Origin of the sequence: Kutzneria sp. CA-103260 (genome assembly GCF_018263855.1) — a bacterium.
Taxonomy (GTDB): domain Bacteria; phylum Actinomycetota; class Actinomycetes; order Mycobacteriales; family Pseudonocardiaceae; genus Kutzneria.
Genome location: NZ_CP073318.1, coordinates 752,336 through 771,773 on the forward strand (window position 1 = coordinate 752,336; position 19,438 = coordinate 771,773).

At 71.3% G+C, this 19,438-nt stretch carries 18 protein-coding genes; 7 read left to right on the forward strand and 11 right to left on the reverse strand.

All coding sequences use genetic code 11. From position 1 onward, the window contains the following. The first annotated feature begins 5 nt into the window (after positions 1-5). On the forward strand, positions 6-416 hold the full coding sequence (locus tag JJ691_RS03200; protein WP_211767300.1) for an acyl-CoA thioesterase: 411 nt from the start codon (positions 6-8) through the stop codon (positions 414-416). After that, positions 413-1,531, forward strand: coding sequence for a zinc-dependent alcohol dehydrogenase family protein (locus JJ691_RS03205; protein ID WP_211767301.1), 1,119 nt, complete (start codon positions 413-415; stop codon positions 1,529-1,531). Before JJ691_RS03200 ends, JJ691_RS03205 begins: the two co-directional genes overlap by 4 nt. On the opposite strand, the gene JJ691_RS03210 is transcribed toward JJ691_RS03205, so the two are convergent. Then, complete coding sequence (locus JJ691_RS03210; protein ID WP_211767302.1) at positions 1,509-2,054, reverse strand: TetR family transcriptional regulator; 546 nt, start codon at positions 2,052-2,054, stop codon at positions 1,509-1,511. The genes JJ691_RS03205 and JJ691_RS03210 overlap by 23 nt on opposite strands. Before the next feature lie 96 nt (positions 2,055-2,150). On the opposite strand from JJ691_RS03210, the gene JJ691_RS03215 reads away from it, so the two are divergent. Continuing rightward, on the forward strand, positions 2,151-3,353 hold the full coding sequence (locus JJ691_RS03215) for an MFS transporter (RefSeq protein WP_211767303.1): 1,203 nt from the start codon (positions 2,151-2,153) through the stop codon (positions 3,351-3,353). Here JJ691_RS03215 and JJ691_RS03220 read toward each other — a convergent pair. The 3 genes from JJ691_RS03220 to JJ691_RS03230 form a co-directional block, all read right to left on the reverse strand. Next, positions 3,289-3,675, reverse strand: coding sequence for an MmcQ/YjbR family DNA-binding protein (locus JJ691_RS03220; protein ID WP_211767304.1), 387 nt, complete (start codon positions 3,673-3,675; stop codon positions 3,289-3,291). The two genes, JJ691_RS03215 and JJ691_RS03220, sit on opposite strands and share 65 nt — an antisense overlap. Before the next feature lie 10 nt (positions 3,676-3,685). Then, positions 3,686-4,180 (reverse strand): GNAT family N-acetyltransferase, encoded by a 495-nt coding sequence (locus tag JJ691_RS03225; protein ID WP_211767305.1) that lies wholly within the window; start codon positions 4,178-4,180, stop codon positions 3,686-3,688. Between the two features lie 77 nt (positions 4,181-4,257). Then, positions 4,258-5,301 (reverse strand): C40 family peptidase, encoded by a 1,044-nt coding sequence (locus JJ691_RS03230; RefSeq protein ID WP_211767306.1) that lies wholly within the window; start codon positions 5,299-5,301, stop codon positions 4,258-4,260. A gap of 98 nt (positions 5,302-5,399) precedes the next feature. Here JJ691_RS03230 and JJ691_RS03235 point away from each other — a divergent pair, with 98 nt between their 5' ends. Next, complete coding sequence (locus JJ691_RS03235) at positions 5,400-6,188, forward strand: hypothetical protein (RefSeq protein WP_211767307.1); 789 nt, start codon at positions 5,400-5,402, stop codon at positions 6,186-6,188. 72 nt (positions 6,189-6,260) lie between these two features. Continuing rightward, positions 6,261-9,425 carry a glucodextranase DOMON-like domain-containing protein gene (locus JJ691_RS03240; protein ID WP_211767308.1) on the forward strand — a complete coding sequence of 1,055 codons (3,165 nt, stop codon included), beginning with the start codon at positions 6,261-6,263 and terminating at the stop codon, positions 9,423-9,425. 96 nt (positions 9,426-9,521) lie between these two features. On the opposite strand, the gene JJ691_RS03245 is transcribed toward JJ691_RS03240, so the two are convergent. After that, the gene (locus tag JJ691_RS03245; RefSeq protein WP_211767309.1) at positions 9,522-10,301 is read right to left on the reverse strand and encodes a PP2C family protein-serine/threonine phosphatase; all 780 of its coding nucleotides are present in this window, start codon (positions 10,299-10,301) and stop codon (positions 9,522-9,524) included. A gap of 80 nt (positions 10,302-10,381) precedes the next feature. Continuing rightward, entirely contained in the window at positions 10,382-11,173 is a 792-nt protein-coding gene (locus tag JJ691_RS03250) for a cobalt-precorrin-6A reductase (RefSeq protein WP_211767310.1), read from the reverse strand. A 22-nt stretch (positions 11,174-11,195) separates the two neighbouring features. Between JJ691_RS03250 and JJ691_RS03255 the strand changes: the two genes are divergently transcribed. Continuing rightward, positions 11,196-11,966, forward strand: coding sequence for a helical backbone metal receptor (locus JJ691_RS03255; RefSeq protein ID WP_211767311.1), 771 nt, complete (start codon positions 11,196-11,198; stop codon positions 11,964-11,966). Positions 11,967-12,085: 119 nt separating this feature from the next. On the opposite strand, the gene JJ691_RS03260 is transcribed toward JJ691_RS03255, so the two are convergent. Together JJ691_RS03260 and JJ691_RS03265 are read right to left on the reverse strand one after the other, a co-directional pair. Further along, a complete protein-coding gene (locus tag JJ691_RS03260; protein WP_249227648.1) occupies positions 12,086-12,688 on the reverse strand; it encodes a GNAT family N-acetyltransferase in 603 nt (200 codons plus the stop codon). Positions 12,689-12,742: 54 nt separating this feature from the next. Next, positions 12,743-13,849: a cobalt-precorrin-5B (C(1))-methyltransferase gene (locus JJ691_RS03265; protein ID WP_211771242.1), complete on the reverse strand. Its 1,107-nt coding sequence runs from the start codon at positions 13,847-13,849 to the stop codon at positions 12,743-12,745. A 330-nt stretch (positions 13,850-14,179) separates the two neighbouring features. On the opposite strand from JJ691_RS03265, the gene JJ691_RS03270 reads away from it, so the two are divergent. Next, positions 14,180-14,908 carry a hypothetical protein gene (locus JJ691_RS03270; RefSeq protein ID WP_211767313.1) on the forward strand — a complete coding sequence of 243 codons (729 nt, stop codon included), beginning with the start codon at positions 14,180-14,182 and terminating at the stop codon, positions 14,906-14,908. Positions 14,909-15,043: 135 nt separating this feature from the next. Here the strand turns inward: JJ691_RS03270 and JJ691_RS03275 are convergent, their stop codons facing one another. From JJ691_RS03275 to JJ691_RS03285, 3 genes are all read right to left on the reverse strand, one after another. After that, a complete protein-coding gene (locus JJ691_RS03275; RefSeq protein ID WP_211767314.1) occupies positions 15,044-16,069 on the reverse strand; it encodes a zinc-dependent alcohol dehydrogenase family protein in 1,026 nt (341 codons plus the stop codon). A 15-nt stretch (positions 16,070-16,084) separates the two neighbouring features. After that, a complete protein-coding gene (locus JJ691_RS52065; RefSeq protein ID WP_249227650.1) occupies positions 16,085-17,194 on the reverse strand; it encodes a GH12 family glycosyl hydrolase domain-containing protein in 1,110 nt (369 codons plus the stop codon). A gap of 135 nt (positions 17,195-17,329) precedes the next feature. Then, complete coding sequence (locus JJ691_RS03285) at positions 17,330-19,381, reverse strand: caspase family protein (RefSeq protein ID WP_211767315.1); 2,052 nt, start codon at positions 19,379-19,381, stop codon at positions 17,330-17,332. Between the last annotated feature and the right edge of the window lie 57 nt (positions 19,382-19,438).

Below are 19,438 nucleotides of genomic sequence, written 5' to 3' on the forward strand. Positions count from 1 at the left end.
GGGACATGACCGAGTACGGGTACTGGCAGGACGTGCCGACCAGGTGGAAGGACAACGACCACTACGGGCACGTGAACAACGCGGTGCACTACTCGGTGATGGACACCGTGATCAACACCTGGCTGATCGAGCGCGCCGGCCTCGACCTGGACGGCGCCGGCCCGATCGGCCTCTGCGTGGAGTCGCACTGCGTGTACAAGGCCTCCGTGTCCTTCCCCGACGTCATCTCCGTCGGCCTGCGCGTCGCCCACCTGGGCACCAGCAGCGTCCGCTACGAGACGGGCCTGTTCCGTGCCGACCGCACCCTGGTCGCCGAGGGGACCTTCACGCACGTGTTCGTGGATCGGGAGACCCGCCGGCCGGTGCCGATCGCCGAGCCCATGCGGACCGAACTGGCGAAGTTGGTGAACGCATGAAGGTGAACGCGGCAGTGCTGGTGGCCTCCGGCGTGGAGCGGCCGTACGCCGACTCGCGGCCGTTGCAGGTGACGGAGCTGGAGCTGGATCCGCCGGGCCGTGGGGAGATCCTGGTGCGGATCGGGGCGGCCGGGCTGTGCCACTCCGACCTGTCGGTGATCAACGGCTCCCGACCGCGTCCGCTGCCGATGGTGCTGGGGCACGAGGCGGCGGGCGAGGTGGTCGAGGTCGGCCCGGACGCAGAGTTTCAGGTCGGCGACCACGTGGTGCTGGCGTTCGTGCCGGCCTGCGGCTCGTGCCGGATGTGCCTGGCCGGGCGGCCGGCGCTGTGCGAGCCGGGGGCGGTGGCCAACCGCGCCGGCACGCTGCTGTCGGGGGAGCGGCGCTGGCGCGGCGGGGAGCACCACCACCTCGGGGTGTCGGCGTTCGCCGAGTACGCCGTCGTGTCCAGCAAGTCCGCGGTCCGGGTGGATCCGGAACTCCCACTGGAGCTGGCGGCGTTGTTCGGCTGCGCGGTGCTGACGGGCGCGGGCGCGGCGTTCCACAGCGCCGAGGTGAAGCCGGGGGAGAGCGTCGCGGTGTTCGGCCTCGGCGGCGTCGGCATGGCGGCGCTGCTGGCGGCGCGGGCGGCGGGCGCGAGCAAGATCGTGGCGGTCGACATCGTGCGAGGAAAGCGGGACTTGGCTGCACGGTTGGGAGCAAGTCACGCCGTCGTCGGCGGCCCGGACGCGGTCGACGAGGTCCGCGACCTCACCGGCGGCGGCGCGGACAAGGTCATCGACACCACCGGCAGTGAGCACGTGCTGGCGCAGGCGTATCACGCGACCCGGATCGGCGGCACGACCGTGACTGTCGGCCTGCCGCACCCGGACCGTCAGCTGGTGCTGCCGGCGCTGAGCCTGGTGGCCGAGGAGCGCACGCTGCGCGGCAGCTACCTGGGGTCGAGCGTGCCGCGCCGGGACATCCCGCGCTTCGTGCGGCTCTACCAGGCCGGGCTGCTGCCGGTGCCGGAGCTGGTGTCCGGCCGGCTGCGCCTGGACCAGGTCAACGAGGGCTTCGACCAGCTGGCCGGCGGCGAGGCGGTGCGCCAGGTCATCGTTCCGTCAGGGTCCTGACCGCCGCCACCGTCGCCTCGATCAGCTTGTCCTGCGGGAAGTCCGCGCCGAGCACCATGCGGCGCAGCTGTGGCATCGCCTTGCCCCAGTTGACCAGGCCCAGCGTGAAGAAGTAGACCATCGCGGCGTCGGGCACCTGGCCGTCGATCGACGCCACCCGCTTCTGGTACTCGGACGTGCGCACGTCCTCGGCCGGCACCTCGCGGCCGCCCATCTCCAGCGCCTCCCACATCAGCAGGCGCAGCGCCTCCGGGTTGGCCGCGTGGTAGTCGAACAGCTTGCGGGCGTAGGCGGCGAGGTCGGGCTCGACCGGCACGGCGTCGGCGCAGCGCGACAGCATGCGCTCCAGCACCGCCGCGAACAGCGCCTTCTTGTCGCCGAAGTAGTCGTAGATGGCCCGCTTGTTGGCCTCCGCCGCCACCGCGATCCGGTCGACCCGGGCGCCGGCCACGCCGTGCTCGGCGAACTCCGTGGTCGCCGCGGCCAGGATCCGCTCCTTGGTCGCCTTCGAGTCGTAGCCCACACCCTCAATTTACCGAACCGGTTCGTTCGCTCGCTGTCGTACGATACGATCGAACTAGTTGGTTCGCTTCGGAGGGGTGTCGTGCAGAACCGCTGTATGCTTCCGCTGCTCGCGCTGGCCTGCGCCGTGTGCGTGGCGGCGATCTACTTCCCCCAGGCCATCAGCCCGCTGATCGCCGCTGACCTGCGCGTGTCGCCCAGCGCCGCGGCGCAGACCGCCACCGGCGCCCAGCTCGGCTACGCGCTCGGCATCTTCCTGCTGGTCCCGCTGGGGGACCGGCTGCGCAACCGGCCGCTGATCGTGACCCTGATGGCGCTCACCGGCGTCTGCCTGCTGATCGCCGCCGCGGCTCCGAACCTGGCCGTGCTGCTGGTCGCCGGCAGCCTGGCCGGCGTGTTCACCGTGGTGCCGCAGATCATCATGCCGATGGTCGCCGGCCTGGTCCCGGACAACCGGCGCGGCGCGGCCGTCGGGACGGTGCTGGGCGGCCTGCTCGGCGGCATCCTGCTGGCCCGCACGTTCGGCGGCACCATCGGCGAGTGGCTCGGCTGGCGGGCCCCGTACATCGTCGCGGCCGTGATCATCCTGCTGCTGGCGGCGGTGCTCGCGGTGACCGCCCCGCACACCACGCCGGCGGCCAAGCACAACTACCCGTCGCTGCTGGCGGAATCGCTGCGCCTGTTCCGGCGCGAGCCCGAGCTGCGCCGGTCCGCGCTGTACCAGGCCCTGCTGTTCGGCGGCTTCAGCGCCGCCTGGACCTGCCTGGCGCTGCTGATCAGCAGTCCCCGCTACGGGCTCGGCGCGGAGACGGTCGGCCTGATCGGGTTGGCCGGCGCGGTCAGCGTGTTCGTGACGCCGGTGGCCGGGCGGTGGATCGACCGCAAGGGGCCGGACCCGGTCAACATGATCTCCATCCTCGGGGCCGTCGTGTCGGCCGTGATCCTCGCGTTCGGCCTGCTCGGCGGCGTCGCCGGCCTGGTGTTCCTGGTCGCCGGCCTGATTCTGGTGGACCTCGCCGTGCAGAGCGGGCAGGTCGCCAACCAGTCGCGGATCTTCGCCCTCAAGCCCGAGGAGCGCGGACGGCTCAACACCGCCTACATGACGTGCTCGTTCCTCGGCGGCACCCTCGGCTCGTGGCTGGGCGTGCAGCTTTACGACCTGTTCGGCTGGATCGCCGTTGCCACGTTTGTCGCCTTCGTTGCACTGGTGGCACTAATCCGGCACCTCGTGCACCTCAGCGGCCGTCGAGGTACGCCTGCGCCAGCTTCCGAGGAGCCTTCAGCAGCCACGCTTCGGTGATCGCTTCTTCCAGCTCCGGCACCCCGATCCGGTCCAGCCGCACCAGCACCGCGGCATAGCCGTCGAAGTGCGGGATGGTGAAGTAGATGTCCGGGTCGTCGGCCACCAGGGCATGCTTGACGCCCTCGTCGGCGACCCGGACGCCCAGCACCGGGCCCTCCTGGTCCTCGACGCCCAGCGCCGCCAGGTCCGACTTGCGCAGCGGGCGGTCCCAGACGAAGCCCTTGCCCTTCACATGCCACTGCGGCGTGCCCCAGGACAGCTTCTCGCCGGTCTCCGGCAGCGCCAGCGCGATCCGGCGCACATCCTCCCAAGTCGCCATGGCCGTCAGGCTATCGGTACCGCTCGTACAGGCTCGTCGGCCAGCGGGCCTCTTCCGGGTCGCTGACGTGCAGGAACCCGGCCTTCTCGTAGTACCGGCGCAGTCCCGGGTTGTCCCTCGACGTGGCCAACCGCACGTACCGCCAACCCTTCGCGAACGCCGCCGCCTGCACCCAGTCCAGGATGCGGTAGCCCAGGCCGCGGCCGGCCGCCTCGCGCGTGACGGCTAATCGCGAGATGTAGTAGGCCGGCACCGCGTTCTCGCCCCACAGCTCCGGCTCCCTGTCGGTGACCACCACCGTCGCCACCGCCGGGTCGCCCACCAGCAGCGCCTGGCCCCGGGTGATCTGGCCGGTCACCGAATCCGCGGAGAAGCGCTCCGGCCACTGCTCGATGCCCCGCTCGCGCAGCCAGGCCGCCGCGTCGGACAGCACGTCGAGCACGACGTCCTCGTCCCCGGGCTCCGCCGTGCGGATCGGGGCGTCGTTGAACAGCAGGATCGCCACATGTCGAGGCTACTTGTGGCCGTGTACGGCCGGTGCGTGCGCCGCGCGGAACGCACGCACCGGCCGGGTTCGGGAGATCAGCCGTTCACGACGCGCCGCGAGGTGTAGTAGTCGCTGCCGCCGCCGCTGATCGGCACCACCTTGACGACCTGGCCCACGTCCGGGGCGTGCACGATGTTGCCGCCGCCGATGTACATCGCCACGTGGTGCACGTTGCTCGCGGTGCCGAAGAACAGCAGGTCGCCGGGGATGAGATCGGCCTTCGCCACCGGCGTGCCGACCAGCACCTGCTCGGTGGTGACACGGGGCAGGCTGACGCCGGCCTGCCGGTACGCGTACTGCACCAGCGAGGAGCAGTCCAGGCCCTGGCCGGGGGTGTTGCCGCCGTAGACGTAAGGCGTGCCGACCTGGCCCAGCGCGGCCTTCACCGCGATGCCGGCCGCCCCGGCGGGCACGTTGCTGGTGTCGAACGGCAGGCCCTTGTCCGACTTGAGCTGCGTCTTCTGCGTCCCGGTCAGCTTGTCGTACGCGGCCTGCGCGGCCGCCTGGGCCTGGTGCGCGGCCGTCTTCTGGGCCTGCAAGCCGTCGGCGACCTGCTTGGCCTGCGCGGCCGCGTCGTTGGCCTTCTGTTGGGCCTGCTGCGCCTGCTTGCTGGCCGCGTTGGCCTTGTCCAGGGACCGGCTCAGGCCGTCCATGGCGTCGCCGTTGAACTTGCTGACCTCTTGCAGAAGCCAGGCCCGGTCCAGGAAGTCGCTCGGCGACTGCCCGGTGAGCAGCGCCGACATGCTGCTCAGGTCGGCCCCCTCGGTGGTGGCCGACACCCACCGGTCCACGTCCCCGCGGTACCGGTCCTCCTCCGACTGCGCCTGCTTGACCGCCTGCTGGTCGGTGGCCAGCTCGGCCTCGGCCTTCTGGGCGTCGGCCTGCCGCGCCTGGTAGGTCAGCTGGGCCGCGTTGTACTGCTCGCCCAGCGACTCCTGCTTCTGGCTGGCGTCGTGCAGCTGCGCCAGGGCGTCGTTGGCGTTGGTCGGCGGGTCTGCCAGCGCCGAGGCCGGGGTGAGGCTGATGACCGCCAACGTCACGCCGAGTGCGCCGAGCACGTGCTTGTAGGGGTTCTTCACTGGCCGGTGTCTCCTTAGCAGGGGCGTCAGGAGTCGATACGCGCCGAGCCCGCTGGCGGTTCAGATCTCGATTGGAGCAGTGCGGGCAACCTCGCCCCATGATCAGGCACCTCCTTGGTATGAGACTGGGGAGTCGAGGGGCGCTGCCGCTGTGGCTGGCGGTGGTGGGGGCGCTGGTCTGCGTGTTCGTGCTGATCCGGGGTCTGATCGGGGACGTGGCGACCGCGGCCCAGCAGGCCGCGCCGCAGGCGACGCTGGGCATCGAGGTCTACGACCGCACCGCCGACGCCACGCTGCTCGCCTCCGGCCAGGACCGGCCGTTCCCGGCGGAATCCGTGGTCAAGCTGCTCATCGCGCTGGACGCGCTGAACCATCACCGGACCACCGCGACGAAGATCACCGAGATGCTGGCCCGCAGCGACGACTCCATCGCCGACACGCTGTGGTCGGCCGGCGGCGGCCCGAAGATCGTCACCACCCTGGCCGCGCAACTTCACTTGCGGCACACCAGTCCGCCGCCGGACGCCGGCCGGTGGGGCGACACCACGACCACCGCGGACGACGTGGTGCGGATCTACCGGTACCTCGAGTCCAGCGACCAGCAGACGATCATCAAGGCCCTGCACCACGTGCCCGCCACCGCCGCCGACGGCTTCGACCAGTCCTTCGGCATCCCGTCGGCCGGGGCCGCCGAGTGGTGGGTGAAACAGGGCTGGGGCTGCTGCCGTCCTGATCGAGTTCTGCACACCACCGGACTCGTCGGCAGCGGCCAACGATATGTGGTAGTCGTCCTCAGCAGCGCCCCGAGCAGCGGAAACGCCGCCGACGCGGCGGCCGCCATCACCGCCGCGACCCGGGCTCTGGCCCCTCTTCTCAAAGCTCGATAACTTCAGTGCCAATTGAAGGTCCACCCTCGCTAAGGTCGGTCCGATGTCCGACTCGAAGGCGAGGGGCAATACATGCTGCGAGTGCTGACGCCGGTGATCCTGGCGTCCCTGCTGGCAACAACACAGCTGGCGACACCGCTGCCGGCGGCGCACGCCGATCCGGTGCCACCGGGCGCGCCGGGGGCCACGGCGTACTTCGACCTGGCGCGCAAGGACTGCCTGGGCACGGCCCGCAACACGAGATCCAAGGTCTGGTACACCGTCGCGAACGGCGTGCTGTCCGACGTCTATGAGCCGACGATCGACAACACCAACGTCGACACCCTGCAATACGTCGTGACCGACGGGCGCACGTTCACCGACCTGCAGACCCGGGACACCAGCTACACCGTCCGCGCGGACGACACCGGCATGGTCTGCACCGTCACGTCGACCAGCGCAAAGCACCGGTATCGGCTGACCACCACCTACATCACCGATCCCGCCCGGGATTCGGTGGTCATGCACACCACCGTCGACGGCCCGCCGGACCTGCGCGTGTACGCGCGCCTGGACGGGCACGTGAACGGCAACAGCGGGGACAACGCCGCGGTGGTCGACGGCGTGCCGGTGCTCTCCGACACCGACACGGTCAGCCAGGCCACCAACCGCGACTACGCGGTGCCCACCTTCATGGCACTCGTTGGCACATCGACGAAATCGTCGACCGTCGGCTACGCCGGCAGCGCGAGCGACGGCCTGACCCAGCTGGACGCCACCCACGGCATCACCCGCTACACCTCGGCGCCGAACGGCCACGTGACCGCGACCCAGGACGTGACCGGGCGGGACTTCACGCTCGCGCTGGGCTTCGGCCGCGACCAGAACCAGGCGGTCGCCACCGCCCGCACGTCGGCCCGGTCCTCGTTCGAGCGGCTGCGCGGCGACTACAGCGAAGGCTGGCGGGACTACGACCGCAGCCTCGTCCGCGGCACCCTCCCGCTCGACGCGAACGTGCTGAAAGCCAGCGTGGACAAGACTTTCCCCGGCGCGGTGGTGGCCTCGCTGGCCAGCCCGTGGGGGCAGGCGGTCAAGGCCGACAAGCCGGCCTACTTCGGCTCCTACCGTGAGGTGTTCGCCCGGGACGCCTACGAGGCCTTCACCGGTTTCCTGGCCGCCGGCGACAAGTCCACCGCCCGGGACATCGCGACGTTCCTGTTGACCAAGCAGCAGCTGCCGACCGGCGAGCTGCCCCGCAACTCGCTGGTCAACGGCAAGATCGCCCCCGACACCGGCGGCGACCAACTCGACGAGACCGCGTATCCGATCCTGATGGCCCAGCTGACCGGGCTCGCCGACAACGCCCTGTGGACGCGGCACATCAAGCCGGCCGCGGACTATCTGCTCTCGCACGGCCCGTCGTTCGGCGTCGAACGGTGGGAGGAGCAGTCCGGCTACTCGCCCTCCACCATCGCCGCCGAGATCGCCGGCCTGGTCGCCGCCGGGGTCCTCGCCGACCAGCACGGTGATCACGCCGACGCCCGGATCTACCGGGCCGCCGCCGACGACTTCCAGCGCGACATCAAGTCCTGGACCGTCACCACCACCGGACCCTACGGGCCGTCCTACTTCGTGCGGCTGACCAAGAACGGCGACCCCAACTCGGCCGTCAGCTACAGCCTCGGCAACGGCGGCCCGACCGTGGACCAGCGAGCCGTGGTCGACGGCGGCTTCCAGGAACTGGTCCGGTTGGGCGAGCTCTCCCCACAGGACAAGGACTTCACCGCCTCACTGGCCGTGCTGGACAAGCAGATCTCCGTGCGGACCGCCACCGGCGTCGGCTACTACCGTTACGGCACATCGGCCTCCGCCGGCAGCGCCGACGGCTACGGCGACTGCTACCAGCCCAGCCAGAGCAGCTGCGCCGGCCAGGGGCAGCCGTGGCCGACCACCGACACCGGCACCGGGCACCTGTGGCCCGTGCTGTCCGGTGAACGCGCCGAGTCGGCTCTGACGCTCGGCGACGGCAAAGCCGCGAAGTCGTTGCTGGACAGCATGTTCGGTTCCGCCTCCGGCGTCGGCCTGGTGCCCGAGCAGGCGTGGGAGAACCCGGACCTGGCGGCCTCGCCGTACGGCACGGACCCGACCACCGCGTCCATCGGCTTCGCCAACGGCCATGCGGCCGGCTCCGCCTCGCCGCTGACCTGGGCCCAGGCGCAACGGCTGCGGTTGGCCGCCGACCTCCGGGCCGGCCGTGTGCTCGACCGACCGTCCATCACCACCGACCGCTACGTCTCCCAGGCCGCCCCCGGCAAGGTCGACGTGACCGTGGCCGCCACCGCCAGCGGTGGCACCGCCTCGGTCACCGGCAAGACCCTGCCCGGCGCCGATGTCAGCGTGCAGGCTGTCGCCACCGACACCGCCGGCAAGGCCGGAACGGTCAGCACCACCGCCGGTTCTGATGGTGCCTACACCGTCAGCGTGCCGGTCGGCTTCGGCTCCAACTCCATCACCGTCGGCGTTTCGGCCAGCGGCAACCGAACCGGCTATGCCCACACCACCGTCACCGGCGATCTGGTTGGTGGCACCAGCGTTCTCGACGCCGCCGACCCGTCCGGCGACGACAACGGCCCCGGCACCTACCAGTACCCGACCGCCGCGGACTTCGTCCCCGGCTCGTTCGACCTGACCCGGTTCCAGGTCGTCACCCTCGACGACACCGTCTATCTCCGCACCACTCTGCGGAATCTCGTGCCGACCTTCGGCAGCACCATGGGCGCGCAACTGTTGGACATCTACGTCGGCACCCCAGGTCAACCGACCTCGGACGCCGCGCCGTTCCCGTCCCGCAACTACCAGGTTTCCCCGTGGTCCCAACGCATCGAGCTCCAGGGCTTCGCCGCGCCGTCCTGGCTCGACGCCGCCGGCCACCAGGTCGGGACACCCAGCGCCGCCGTGGCCTCGGCCGACACCAAGACCATCACCGTGGCCTTACCCAAGGCGGCGTTCGGCACTCCTGGTCCCGGCTGGACCTTCTCCGTGGTCCTGACCGGACAGGACGGCTTCAACACCGACCAGGCCCGGTCGTTCGCCGCCACACCTCAGGGTTACCAGTTCGGGGTCTGCGCGCCCAACAGCGCCGATCCCATTTGCCACATCGATCCGGCGACGGCACCCAAGGCCATGGACACCCTGCCGGCGTCCCAGCTCGACCCGACCAAGGGCCCCGTCCTCGTGGGGGCAGTGACGGTGTCGTAACCGAGCTGCCGTGAAGTGCCTGCCGGGTCGGGATCCCGGGCCGGCAGGCCCGACAGTTCCTTGTGCCGCAACGACCCCCGAGGGGAGGCGGGAACGCTACTGGTGCACCAGCGGCGGGGTGCCCTGCCGGGGAACCGGTGGCGGCTCTCGGCGGGCCGTGGACCAGTCGATCACCGCGGCGCTGGCGTTGTCCCGGCCACCGAGGGCGCTGGACGCGTCGATCAGGGCCTGCGCGGGCCGGGCGGCGGTGGTCAGCTCCCGGTGCATGGCGATCGCCGGCACCACCTTGTGCACGCCGTCGGTGGCCAGCAGCAGACCCGAGCCGTTGGCGCGGACCTGGGTCCAGCCGATCTGGTCGGTGGAGGTGGTGCGCACCGTGTTGGTGACGATGTGCTCCATGCGCGGCGTGGTGGGCCGCAGCTGCGACCGCAGGTACGCGGCGACGGTCTGGTCCGAGGTGAGCTGGTGCAGCGTCTGGTCGTCCCACAGGTAGGCGCGGCAGTCGCCGACCCAGGCGATGCGGTAGCCGCTGCTGACCCGGTCGGTGAACGGCATGGCCACGATCAGCACGCAGTCCTCCTGCTCGAACAGCAGGGCCTGTTGGGCGGCGAGCATCGCCTGGATGGTGCCCTGCTCGATGGGCGTGGCGACGGCGGCGGCGACCGCCTTGCGCGCGGCCTCGGCGGAGCGCGACGTGTCGCCGATGCCGTCGGCGACGGCGAACACCAGCTCGCCGGTGGCCGGGTCGCGCCGGGTGGCCACGGCGTCGGCGTTGACGGCGCGCAGGTTGCGCTCGCTGGCGGTGTCCCAGCGGATGTCGAGATCGTGCTGCACGGCGATCTCCTCCCCGAACTCGGCGGTGGGAGACCACCGCACACGACCAGGTTCGCGGACTCGCCTGTGAGGACGCTGAGACGGTCGTAGTCAGTTGCTGAGGGAATGTGGAGCCGCCCTGCTTACTGCGTTCGCCGCGCGAGCCCGAAGCGTAGGGCATGAGCACCCGCTGCGCCGACTGTTTCCACCGGAGCGTGTCCGTAGATCACCCAGTTGGCGGCTTGATCCACTGTGGACACAGCGGTAACCGCAGGTGGCGGGGGTCGTCGCACGATCACCACCGGCACGCCGAGCCGGCGCGCGGCGACCAGTTTGGCGTCGTCGCCACCGCTGTCCTTGGTGACGAGAACGTCGATGGCGTGCTCCCGGAGCAGAGCCAGTTCGGCCTCGACGGTGAAGGGTCCACGGCCGAGGATTGCCCGGACCGGCACGTTCGGTTGCTCGATCGACCGGGCCAGCAGCCACAGGCCGGTGAGCTCGGTGAACGGGGCCAGCTCCTGGCGGCCGACCGTGAGCAACGCCCTGGTGCCGACCGAGGGCAACAGCTCCGCCGCGTCGGCCACCGAACCGACCCAGCGCCAGTCGTCGCCGTCGACCTCCCGCCAGCCCAGGCGGCGCAGCACCAGCAGTGGCAACCCGAGCGCCGAGGTTGCCGCGGCCGCCGACTCGGTGATCCGCGCCGCGAACGGGTGCGTGGCGTCCACCACCGCGTCCACGTCCTCGGCACGCAGCCACGCGGTCAGGCCCTCGACACCGTCGAAGCCGCCGATCCGGACCTCGCCCGGCGGGTGGTGAGGGCTGCTCACCCGCCCGGCCAGCGAGGTGACGACGCGCAGGTCAGGCCGCCCGGCCAACGCCTCCGCCAGCCGGCGCGCCTCGCTGGTGCCGCCCAGCACGAGCACGGTCCTGCCCATCGCCGCACGATAGCCTGGCCGGGTGGCCCGTACCGAACGTGACGATCTCGGCCGGGCGGTGACGCTGCCCGCCCAGGTGCGCCGCGTCGTGTCGCTGGTGCCCTCGCTCACCGAGGCCATCGCCGCCACCGACCCCGGCCTGCTCGTTGCCGCCACCGACTGGTGCACCCATCCCGCCGACCTCGACGTGGAGCGGGTGCGTGGCACCAAGAACCCCGACACCCGCCGGATCGCCGAGCTGCGGCCCGACCTCGTCGTGGTCAACAAGGAGGAGAACCGCGAGATCGACGTCCGCCGGCTGGAACAGGCCGGCGTGCCCGTGTGGGTGACCGTCATCGAGGACGTTGACACCGCCCTGACCTCGCTCGACCGCCTGCTCACCGTCGCCCTGCGCCGCCCCGTCCCGCCCTGGCTCACCGAGGCCCACCGCTCCTTGGACGCCGCTGCCCCGGCCGCTCGGACGTCCGCGCTGGTCTGCATCTGGCGGGATCCGTGGATGGTCGTCGGCAGCCGCACCTTCGCCACCGACCTGCTGGCCCGGATCGGCGTCGCCAACGTCTACGCCAACCACTCCGACCGCTACCCCAAGCAGGACCTGGACCAGCTGCTCGCCGCCGGCGCCGACCTCGTCGTGCTGCCCGACGAGCCCTACGTCTTCACCCCCGCAGACGGCCCCGAATGCTTCCCCGGCGACCGGGTCAGGTTGGTCAGCGGCCGCCTGCTCACCTGGTACGGCCCCTCGCTGGCCACCGCGGTGGAAACCCTGCGGGAGCAGTTGGGGCTGCCGGGCTGAGCCTGCGCTGGGGACGTCGGCAGCCAGCTGGCCTGGATGGCGGTGGGAGGGATGATGCTGCCGGCCAACGCGTGGCCGGATCGCGGGGCCAGCCAGCAGCGGCGAGATGGCGGGGCCGACTAGTGGGCCGGGCTGCTCTTCTGGACCGGGATCTCGGGGTGGCCGTGGTGGTCCTGCCACTCCGGGGCGAGGATCGACATCACATGGGCGTCGAAGCGCTCGCCCTCCCAGAGCAGGGCGTCCCGGAGCACGCCTTCGGCCTTGAAACCGACCTTCTCGTACACCCGCCGGGCGCGGGGGTTGAAGGCGTAGACCTCCAGGCTGATCCGGTGCAGCCCGACCCGCTCGAACGCGTAGCGCAGCACGAGCCGGGTGGCCTCGGTGCCGAACCCGCGGTCCTGGCCCCGCGCCCCCAGCGCGATGCGGAACGAGCAGGAGTTGTTGTTGGCGTCCAGCTCGTTGAGCACGACCTCGCCGACGTACTGGTTGGTGGCGCGGTCGACCACGGCGAGGTCGAGCCGGTCCTGATGCTCGGCGCGGCTGCCGTACCACTCACGCATGGGTTCGAGGTCGTCCGGCGACAGCGTGCCGTGCGAACCGGTCAGCCGCAGCACGTCGCCGTCGGCCAGCACCTCCAGCATGTCGACCGCGTCGTCGGCGATGACCGGGCGCAGCACCACGGATTCGCCGGCGAGCACGGGTTTCTCACGGAAGTCAGGCATGGGACGGATCATGCCATTTCCCCGGCCGCCAGCGAGCGGGCCCCGGCCGCCTGATCAGGCCGGGGGCGTCGCGGGGCTGCGGCCGACGACGGTGCCGGCGCGGTCGATGACGACGATGTCCACCTCGATGCCCGCGCCGCGCAGGATGTCGTCGGCGGTGGTGCGGCAGCGGTCGGCGATGAGGTCGGCCAGGGGGAGCGCTTCCCGTTGGCACAGCTGCAAAGCGCCGAGGGCGGTGTTGGCGGTGCGGACGGCCTCGACGAGTTCGGGGGAGCCGCCGGCGGCGGTGGCCAGGTCGGCCAGCAGGGCGTGGTTGACCTGGGAGCGGCCGGAGTGCAGGTCGAGGTGCCCGTCGGCGAACTTGGCCAGCTTGCCGACGCCGCCGGCGATAGTGAGGCGGGGCACGGGGTGGCGGCGCAGGTGCTTGAGCATGGCCCCGACGAAGTCGCCCATGTCGAGCAGGGCGTCCTCGGGCAGGGCGTACATCTCGGTGACGACCCGCTCGGAGGTGCTGCCGGTGCAGCCGGCGACGTGCCGGTGCCCGGCGGCGCGGGCGACGTCGATGCCCCGCCGGATGCTGTCGATCCACGCCGAGCAGGAGTACGGCACGACCACGCCGGTGGTGCCGAGGATGGACAGCCCGCCGAGAATGCCGAGCCGCGGGTTCCAGGTCTGCCGGGCGATCTCCTCGCCGTTGTCGACGGAGATCTCCACCACCACGTCGCCGCTGCCGCCGAACGCGGCGGCGACCTCGGCCACCACCTCCCGCATCAGCTGGCGCGGCACGGGATTGATGGCCGGCTCGCCGACGGCCAGCGGCAGCCCGGGCTTGGTCACGGTGCCGACGCCGGGCCCGGCCCGGAACATCACGCCGGAGCCGGCCTCGCCGGCCCGGACGGTGGAGCGGATCAGGGCTCCGTGGGTGACGTCGGGGTCGTCGCCGGCGTCCTTGACGATGCCGGCGGTGGCCGAGGAGCCGTCGCCGAGCGACTCCACCGCGAGGGCGAACGCCGGCCGTTGGCCCTTGGGCAGGGTGATCTCCACCGGATCGGGGAACGAGCCGGTCAGCAGCGCCGTGTAGGCGGCCTTGGTGGCGGCCGTCGCGCACGCGCCGGTGGTCCATCCCCGGCGCAGCCCGGTCGCGTCCCTGCTCACGCCCATCAGCATCGCACCGGCCAGCTTCCCCCGAACGGGCGGCCAAGTCGCGCCCCACGGCACGACGATGTCCGGCAAGATCGGATCGAGGTGAGGAGGAGCCGTGGCCGAGTTTGCGAGGGCACCATTCAGCACAGCGGCTTTGGTCGCAGACTCGCCGAGCGCCAGCGAGGTGGGGGCCGTGGCCGAGTTTGCGAGGGCACCATTCAACACAGCGGCTTTGGTCGCAGACTCGCCGAGCGCCAGCGAGGTGGGGGCCGTGGCCGAGTTTGCGAGGGCACCATTCAACACAGCGGCTTTGGTCGCAGACTCGCCGAGCGCCAGCGAGGTGGGACTGTGACCGAGGCCAGCATCGACCAGCTCCAGGCGCAGATCGGTGAACTGAGGGAGCAACTCGCGGCGCTGGTCAAGCGCGGCGGGCGGGCGCGTCCCGGGCTGGACGAGGTGACCGAGGAGCTGGCCGACGCGGTCAGGACGCTGGCACAGGCCCACGACGCCGAGCGCCGGCAGCTCACCCTGGACCAGGCCAACGCGCTGCGCAAACGGGTCGGCGAGGTGAAGACCCAGCTGTCCAAGTCGCAGAGCCGGCGGTTCGGCGGCGGCACCGGCTTCGTCAACATGACACCCACTCAGGTGAAGCCCAAGTGGGCGAGCATCGAGGCGGCCCAGCGCTCGGTCGAGGCCGACACGCAGAAGCTGGAGGCGCTCGGCATCGGCAAGGGCGGCCCCGACAAGGACCAGGTCACCGCGGCGAAGGCCCGCATCAGCGTCGTCGCCAAGCAGCGCCTCAACGACGCCATGGCCGCCGGTGACCCGCTGCCGGTGTGGCTGACCAGCGCCGTCGGCTCCGTGCCCAAGCCCAACCCCGAGCCCTGGGCCAAGGCCGCCCACAACGTGATCGTCTACCGCCTGGAGCACGGCGTCACCGACGCCATCCTGCCGCTGGGCGGCAAGCCCGACACCGACGACGCCTACGGCGCCCGCCGGGCCGGGGAGTGGAAGAAGGTCGCCGAGGAGCTGAACAAGCTGCACGCCCTGGGCGGCGTCAACGAGTACAAGCTCTGACGCCCTCCCATGCTCGGAAGGGGGCTTTCCTAGCGTTCAACGTCAGGAAAGCCCCCTTCCTCTCGTTCGATGTCAGGAATGCGCCTTTCCTGACGTTCAACGAGAGGATTGGAGCGTTGATCTTGGGGGCAGGGGTCAGGGCTCGATCATGGTCATGCCGGCGGCCGCGGACCGGTCCATCTCGGCCAGGGCGGAGGCGGCTTCGGCCAGGCCGATGGTGCGGGCGACCAGGAGGTCGGGCCGCAGGGCGCCGGTGGCGACGAGGTCCATCATGGGGCCGTAGGCGTGGGCGGCCATGCCGTGGCTGCCGAGGATCTCCAGCTCCCAGCCGATGACCCGGTCCATGGGCAGGGGAGTGGCGCCGCCGGGCAGCAGGCCGACCTGGACGTGACGGCCGCGGCGGCGCAGGGACAGGACGGAGTTGGCGGCGGTGACGGGGTGCCCGAGGGCATCCAACGACAGGTGGGCGCCGCCGGTGACCTCGACAACCCGGGAAACCACGTCTGGAACCGCTTCCAGACACATCGAGGCGCCGAACTGCTTGGCCAGGTCGAGGGCCCGGGGGTTGACGTCGACGGCGACGACCTGGGCGCCGCAGGCGGCGGCGATCATGACGGCGGACAGGCCCACGCCGCCGCAGCCGTGCACGACCACCCACTCGCCGGAGCGCACCCGGCCTTGGGCCACAACGGATCGGAAGGCGGTGGCGAACCGGCAGCCCAGCGCGGCGGCGGTGGCGTAGGTCATCTCCGGCGGCAGGGCGACGAGGTTGACGTCGGCGTGGTCGATGGCGACGTACTCGGCGAACGACCCCCAGTGCGTGAAGCCGGGCTGGGTCTGCCGGGAGCACACCTGCTGGTCCCCGGCGGAGCACGAGGGGCACCGCCCGCAGGCGCTGATGAACGGCACGGTGACGCGGTCGCCGACACGCCACTGGGTGACGTCGTCGCCGACCGCGTGCACCTCTCCGGCCAGCTCGTGCCCGGGCACGTGAGGCAGTTCGGTGATGTCGGAGTCGTGCCCCTGCCAGCCGTGCCAGTCGCTGCGGCACAGCCCGGTGGCCCGCACCCCGATCACCACCCCGTCCCGCTTGGGCAGGGGATCGGGCACGTCCCGGACCTCGGGCCGATCGCCGAACGACTCGTACACGACAGCTCGCATCCGATCACCGTAACTTCAGCTGCCGAAGACCTGGAACTCCCACAGCGAGATGCCGTACGGGGTGGCCCGGGTCTGGCCGAGCAGGCGGACGTACCGGCCGCTGCCGGCCACCGCCAGGGTCTGGGCGCCGCCGGTCCCGGCCGATGTGGCGTAAAGATCCGTGGACGTGGCGAAACTCGGGTCGTTCGACACCTGGACCCGGAACTGCCGGGCGTAGGCGGCTTCCCAGTTCAGCGCCACCTGGTTGATCTGCCGCGCGGAGCCGAGGTCAACCTGGATCCACTGCCCGTCCTGGAAAGCGCTGCTCCACCGGGTCGATGGGTTGCCGTCCACGGCGTTCGACGCCGGGTATGAGGCGTTCTCGACCGACGACGCCGTGACCGGCTTGCCCTGGGACAGTGGAACACTGGCCCCGGAACCGGCGGTGGCGCTGAAGGAGAAGCTGTTGGTGGCCAGCCCCTGCCCGCCCTGCCAGATCTCGAAGCCGGCCTCGGCGTCGAGCAGGTAGTGGCTGGCGTTGGTCACGCCGCGGGCCACCGAGTCGTCGATCAGTGCCTTCACGTTGAGGTTGTTGAACGCCGTGCCGCCGCCTTGCAGCACGTAGGACACGATGTTCCAGGACGTCTGCCGCCCGGTCCACACGTCCCAGTTCAGGCCGCCGATGTTCGCCGACGCGACCTTCTGTCCGAACGGCGACACACCGCCCCGGCTGTTCAGCCAGATCATGATCTCGCTGCCGTCGGGCTGCCCACCGGTGGTGGCCTGGGAGTTGGTCCACAGGTCGTAGGCCACGTCGTAGGCGCCGGTCGCCGGCTGGGTGGTGTTCCAGGACGACGTGGCGCTGGCCAGCTTGCTGACCTGGATCGGCAGGCCGCTGCCGGCGGTGCAGGCGCCCCAGTGGCAGCCCTTGTAGATGGACGGATAGGTGGCGGGCGCGCCGCCGGACAGGTTGAAGTTGGCGGTGCTGACCGACCACGAGGTGCCGGAGTTGTAGGTGATGCACTGCCGGTCCGACGAGTTCCACTCGTTGGCCTGGATGGTGTACTCGCCGCCGTTGGCACTGATCGAACCCTGGGGTTCGCAGGTGGTGGTCGCGGCATGGGCGGTGGCAACGGGCACCAACATGGCACCGGCGCTTACCAGTGCCGCCACTGCGAGTCGTCGCAGGCGTGCTCCGGACATGGGTGAGCCTTTCGCAGGGGACTGGGTGGCGGCCCATGGACGTCTGGAAGCGCTTCCAGAGTCCGACGGTAACCCGCGTCACACCTGCCTGTAAACCCTGACGACGGCCGAGCCGGCCACCGCGGCCGTCACCACGGCGTGCAGCAGCGGGAACCACACGACCGTGCCGTGGCCGTCCCACACGTCGTCGCCGACGTAGGTGAAGTTGGCCCCGAGCAGCAGCGATCCGAGCATGTAGTAGATCTCGGGCCCGGCGTACGCGACGATCGCCGCGGTCACGAACAGCCGCTGCGCCGCCGTCAGCGCCCGCGTCAGCACGGTCAGCACGCACAGCGCCGCCCACGGCACGACCACCAGCAGGCCGGCGATCAGCCCGATCACGCGGCTGATGGTGAACGTGCCGTCCTCCGTCGGCACGGCCGACACCAGCAGGATCAGCTCCACCAGGGCCGCGCCGATCGTCACCCACGCGATCGGCCGTTTCGTCGGTGGCACCAGGCTCAACCGGCGCGGCACCTGGTCGAACGGCCACAGCCGGATGGCCAGCACCACCACCAGCGCCGCCGCGAGCGCCAGTTGCAGCCAGGACCACGCGCTGCCGACCGAGTACACCCCGGCCAGGGCGTCGGCCAGCAGGAACGCCGAGTTGGCCGCGACCAGGCCGTGTCCGACAACCCGCCGCGGGCCGTCCCGGTCCAGCAGCCGGATGCCGACGAGTAGCGGCCCGAACCGCAACGCCTCGTAGAGGAAGCCGAGGAAGGTGGCCTGGCTCAGCATGTCGCCGCCGGCGCCGAGCGCGACCACCATGAGCGCCACAGCAATGCCGGCCAGCACCCGCCAGTCGTGGAACCACGCCAGGTCCGGCACCGGAATCGCGGCCCGCGCCCACAGTCGCCCGGCCGGCCGGCACACCACCGGCACCACCACCGGCCCGAGCGGCGTGGTCACGGTGAACTCCCCGCGCAGCTCGCCGTAGCCCTCGGGGTAGGCGGCCGGATCGGTCCGGACCAGCACCGATGCGCCGTCCCGCGACACCCGTAGCCACCGGGTTTCCGTGGTCACGTGGAAGATCCGCGCCAGCGGCGCGCCGGCCAGCGCCACCAGCCGCTCGGTCTCCTCGCTGAGCTCGACCGTCGTCGGCGAAGCCCGCAGTTGCGCCACCGCCAGCGCTTCCTTGGCGGCGTTCTGCACGGCATTGCTGTCGTCGGCGGCTAACGCCTGTAACAGCGTCAGTGCCCCGGCGGCCGCCGACACGTCGTCGCCGACCAGCAGCGCCCGGAGTTCGCCGACCGCGGCCACCCTGCTCGTCGAGTCAAGATCCTTCGCCCGCGCGGCAAGGGATTCGGGCACGTCAACCGGCGTGATCCGGCGGGCCAGCGGCGTGCGGGCGACCAGCAGCGACGCCCCGTGACCGCCGCCGGACTGGTGCGGCGTCTGGTGTGCGGTGGTGGCCACAACCCTTGCGTAGACGTACTTGTACAGCTCGTCCAAGTCGACCGAGCCGTCGCCGTTGAGATCGGCGTCGCCGGTGCGCAGGCCCTGCACGACCGCCTCGGTGAACACCGACGGCCGCAACCGGCCCGACTCGGCCAGCTCCTCGCCCTCGAAGGCGTACTCCGTTGCGCTGGACGCCGTGATCACGACGCGGCTGCGTCCCGGCCGCAGCGGGAACGACTCCTCCACGTCGACCTCGTCCACCGCACGGGAAACCGTGCCCTTGGCGAACGCGCCGCCGAAGCAGCAGTCCAGCAGCAGCGCCACATGCGCGGCCCGGCATTCGGCCAACTCGTCGTTGACGAAGCGAGCGGCCACAGCGGTCGCGGACAGCCGGTTCGGCACTGTGTCGGTACCGGCCAGGAACAACTCACCAGCGGCGTTCTTCAGTCCGTGGCACGAGAAGTGCAGCAGCAGCACGTCATCCCGGCCGGCCGCGGCCAGGAAGTCCGCCACCCGGCGCTGGATCTGGTGCGATGGCAGGTCCCGGGCCACCTCGACGTCGAAACCGCCCAGCTCCGGATCGGCCAGCACGGCCCGCAACGCGTCGGCGTCGTGCGCCGGGGCGGCCAGCCGGCGCAGGCCCGGATGCTCGTAGCCGCCGGTGGCCACGATCAGCGCGCGGCGGGTGCCCATCAGACGACAGTGCCCGGCGGGCATGACCCGCCGGGCACGTCCAGAGCGTCGAACGCG

Bases quoted from the DNA above. Each gene is read 5' to 3' on its own strand.
- JJ691_RS03285 (WP_211767315.1), bottom strand. From the start codon at position 19,381: ATGGGCACCCGCCGCGCGCTGATCGTGGCCACCGGCGGCTACGAGCAT.
- JJ691_RS03200 (WP_211767300.1), top strand. From the start codon at position 6: ATGACCGAGTACGGGTACTGGCAGGACGTGCCGACCAGGTGGAAGGAC.
- JJ691_RS03240 (WP_211767308.1), top strand. From the start codon at position 6,261: ATGCTGCGAGTGCTGACGCCGGTGATCCTGGCGTCCCTGCTGGCAACA.
- JJ691_RS03250 (WP_211767310.1), bottom strand. From the start codon at position 11,173: ATGGGCAGGACCGTGCTCGTGCTGGGCGGCACCAGCGAGGCGCGCCGG.
- JJ691_RS03205 (WP_211767301.1), top strand. From the start codon at position 413: ATGAAGGTGAACGCGGCAGTGCTGGTGGCCTCCGGCGTGGAGCGGCCG.
- JJ691_RS03265 (WP_211771242.1), bottom strand. From the start codon at position 13,849: ATGGGCGTGAGCAGGGACGCGACCGGGCTGCGCCGGGGATGGACCACC.
- JJ691_RS03260 (WP_249227648.1), bottom strand. From the start codon at position 12,688: ATGCCTGACTTCCGTGAGAAACCCGTGCTCGCCGGCGAATCCGTGGTG.
- JJ691_RS03220 (WP_211767304.1), bottom strand. From the start codon at position 3,675: ATGGCGACTTGGGAGGATGTGCGCCGGATCGCGCTGGCGCTGCCGGAG.
- JJ691_RS03215 (WP_211767303.1), top strand. From the start codon at position 2,151: ATGCTTCCGCTGCTCGCGCTGGCCTGCGCCGTGTGCGTGGCGGCGATC.
- JJ691_RS03275 (WP_211767314.1), bottom strand. From the start codon at position 16,069: ATGCGAGCTGTCGTGTACGAGTCGTTCGGCGATCGGCCCGAGGTCCGG.
- JJ691_RS52065 (WP_249227650.1), bottom strand. From the start codon at position 17,194: ATGTTGGTGCCCGTTGCCACCGCCCATGCCGCGACCACCACCTGCGAA.
- JJ691_RS03235 (WP_211767307.1), top strand. From the start codon at position 5,400: ATGATCAGGCACCTCCTTGGTATGAGACTGGGGAGTCGAGGGGCGCTG.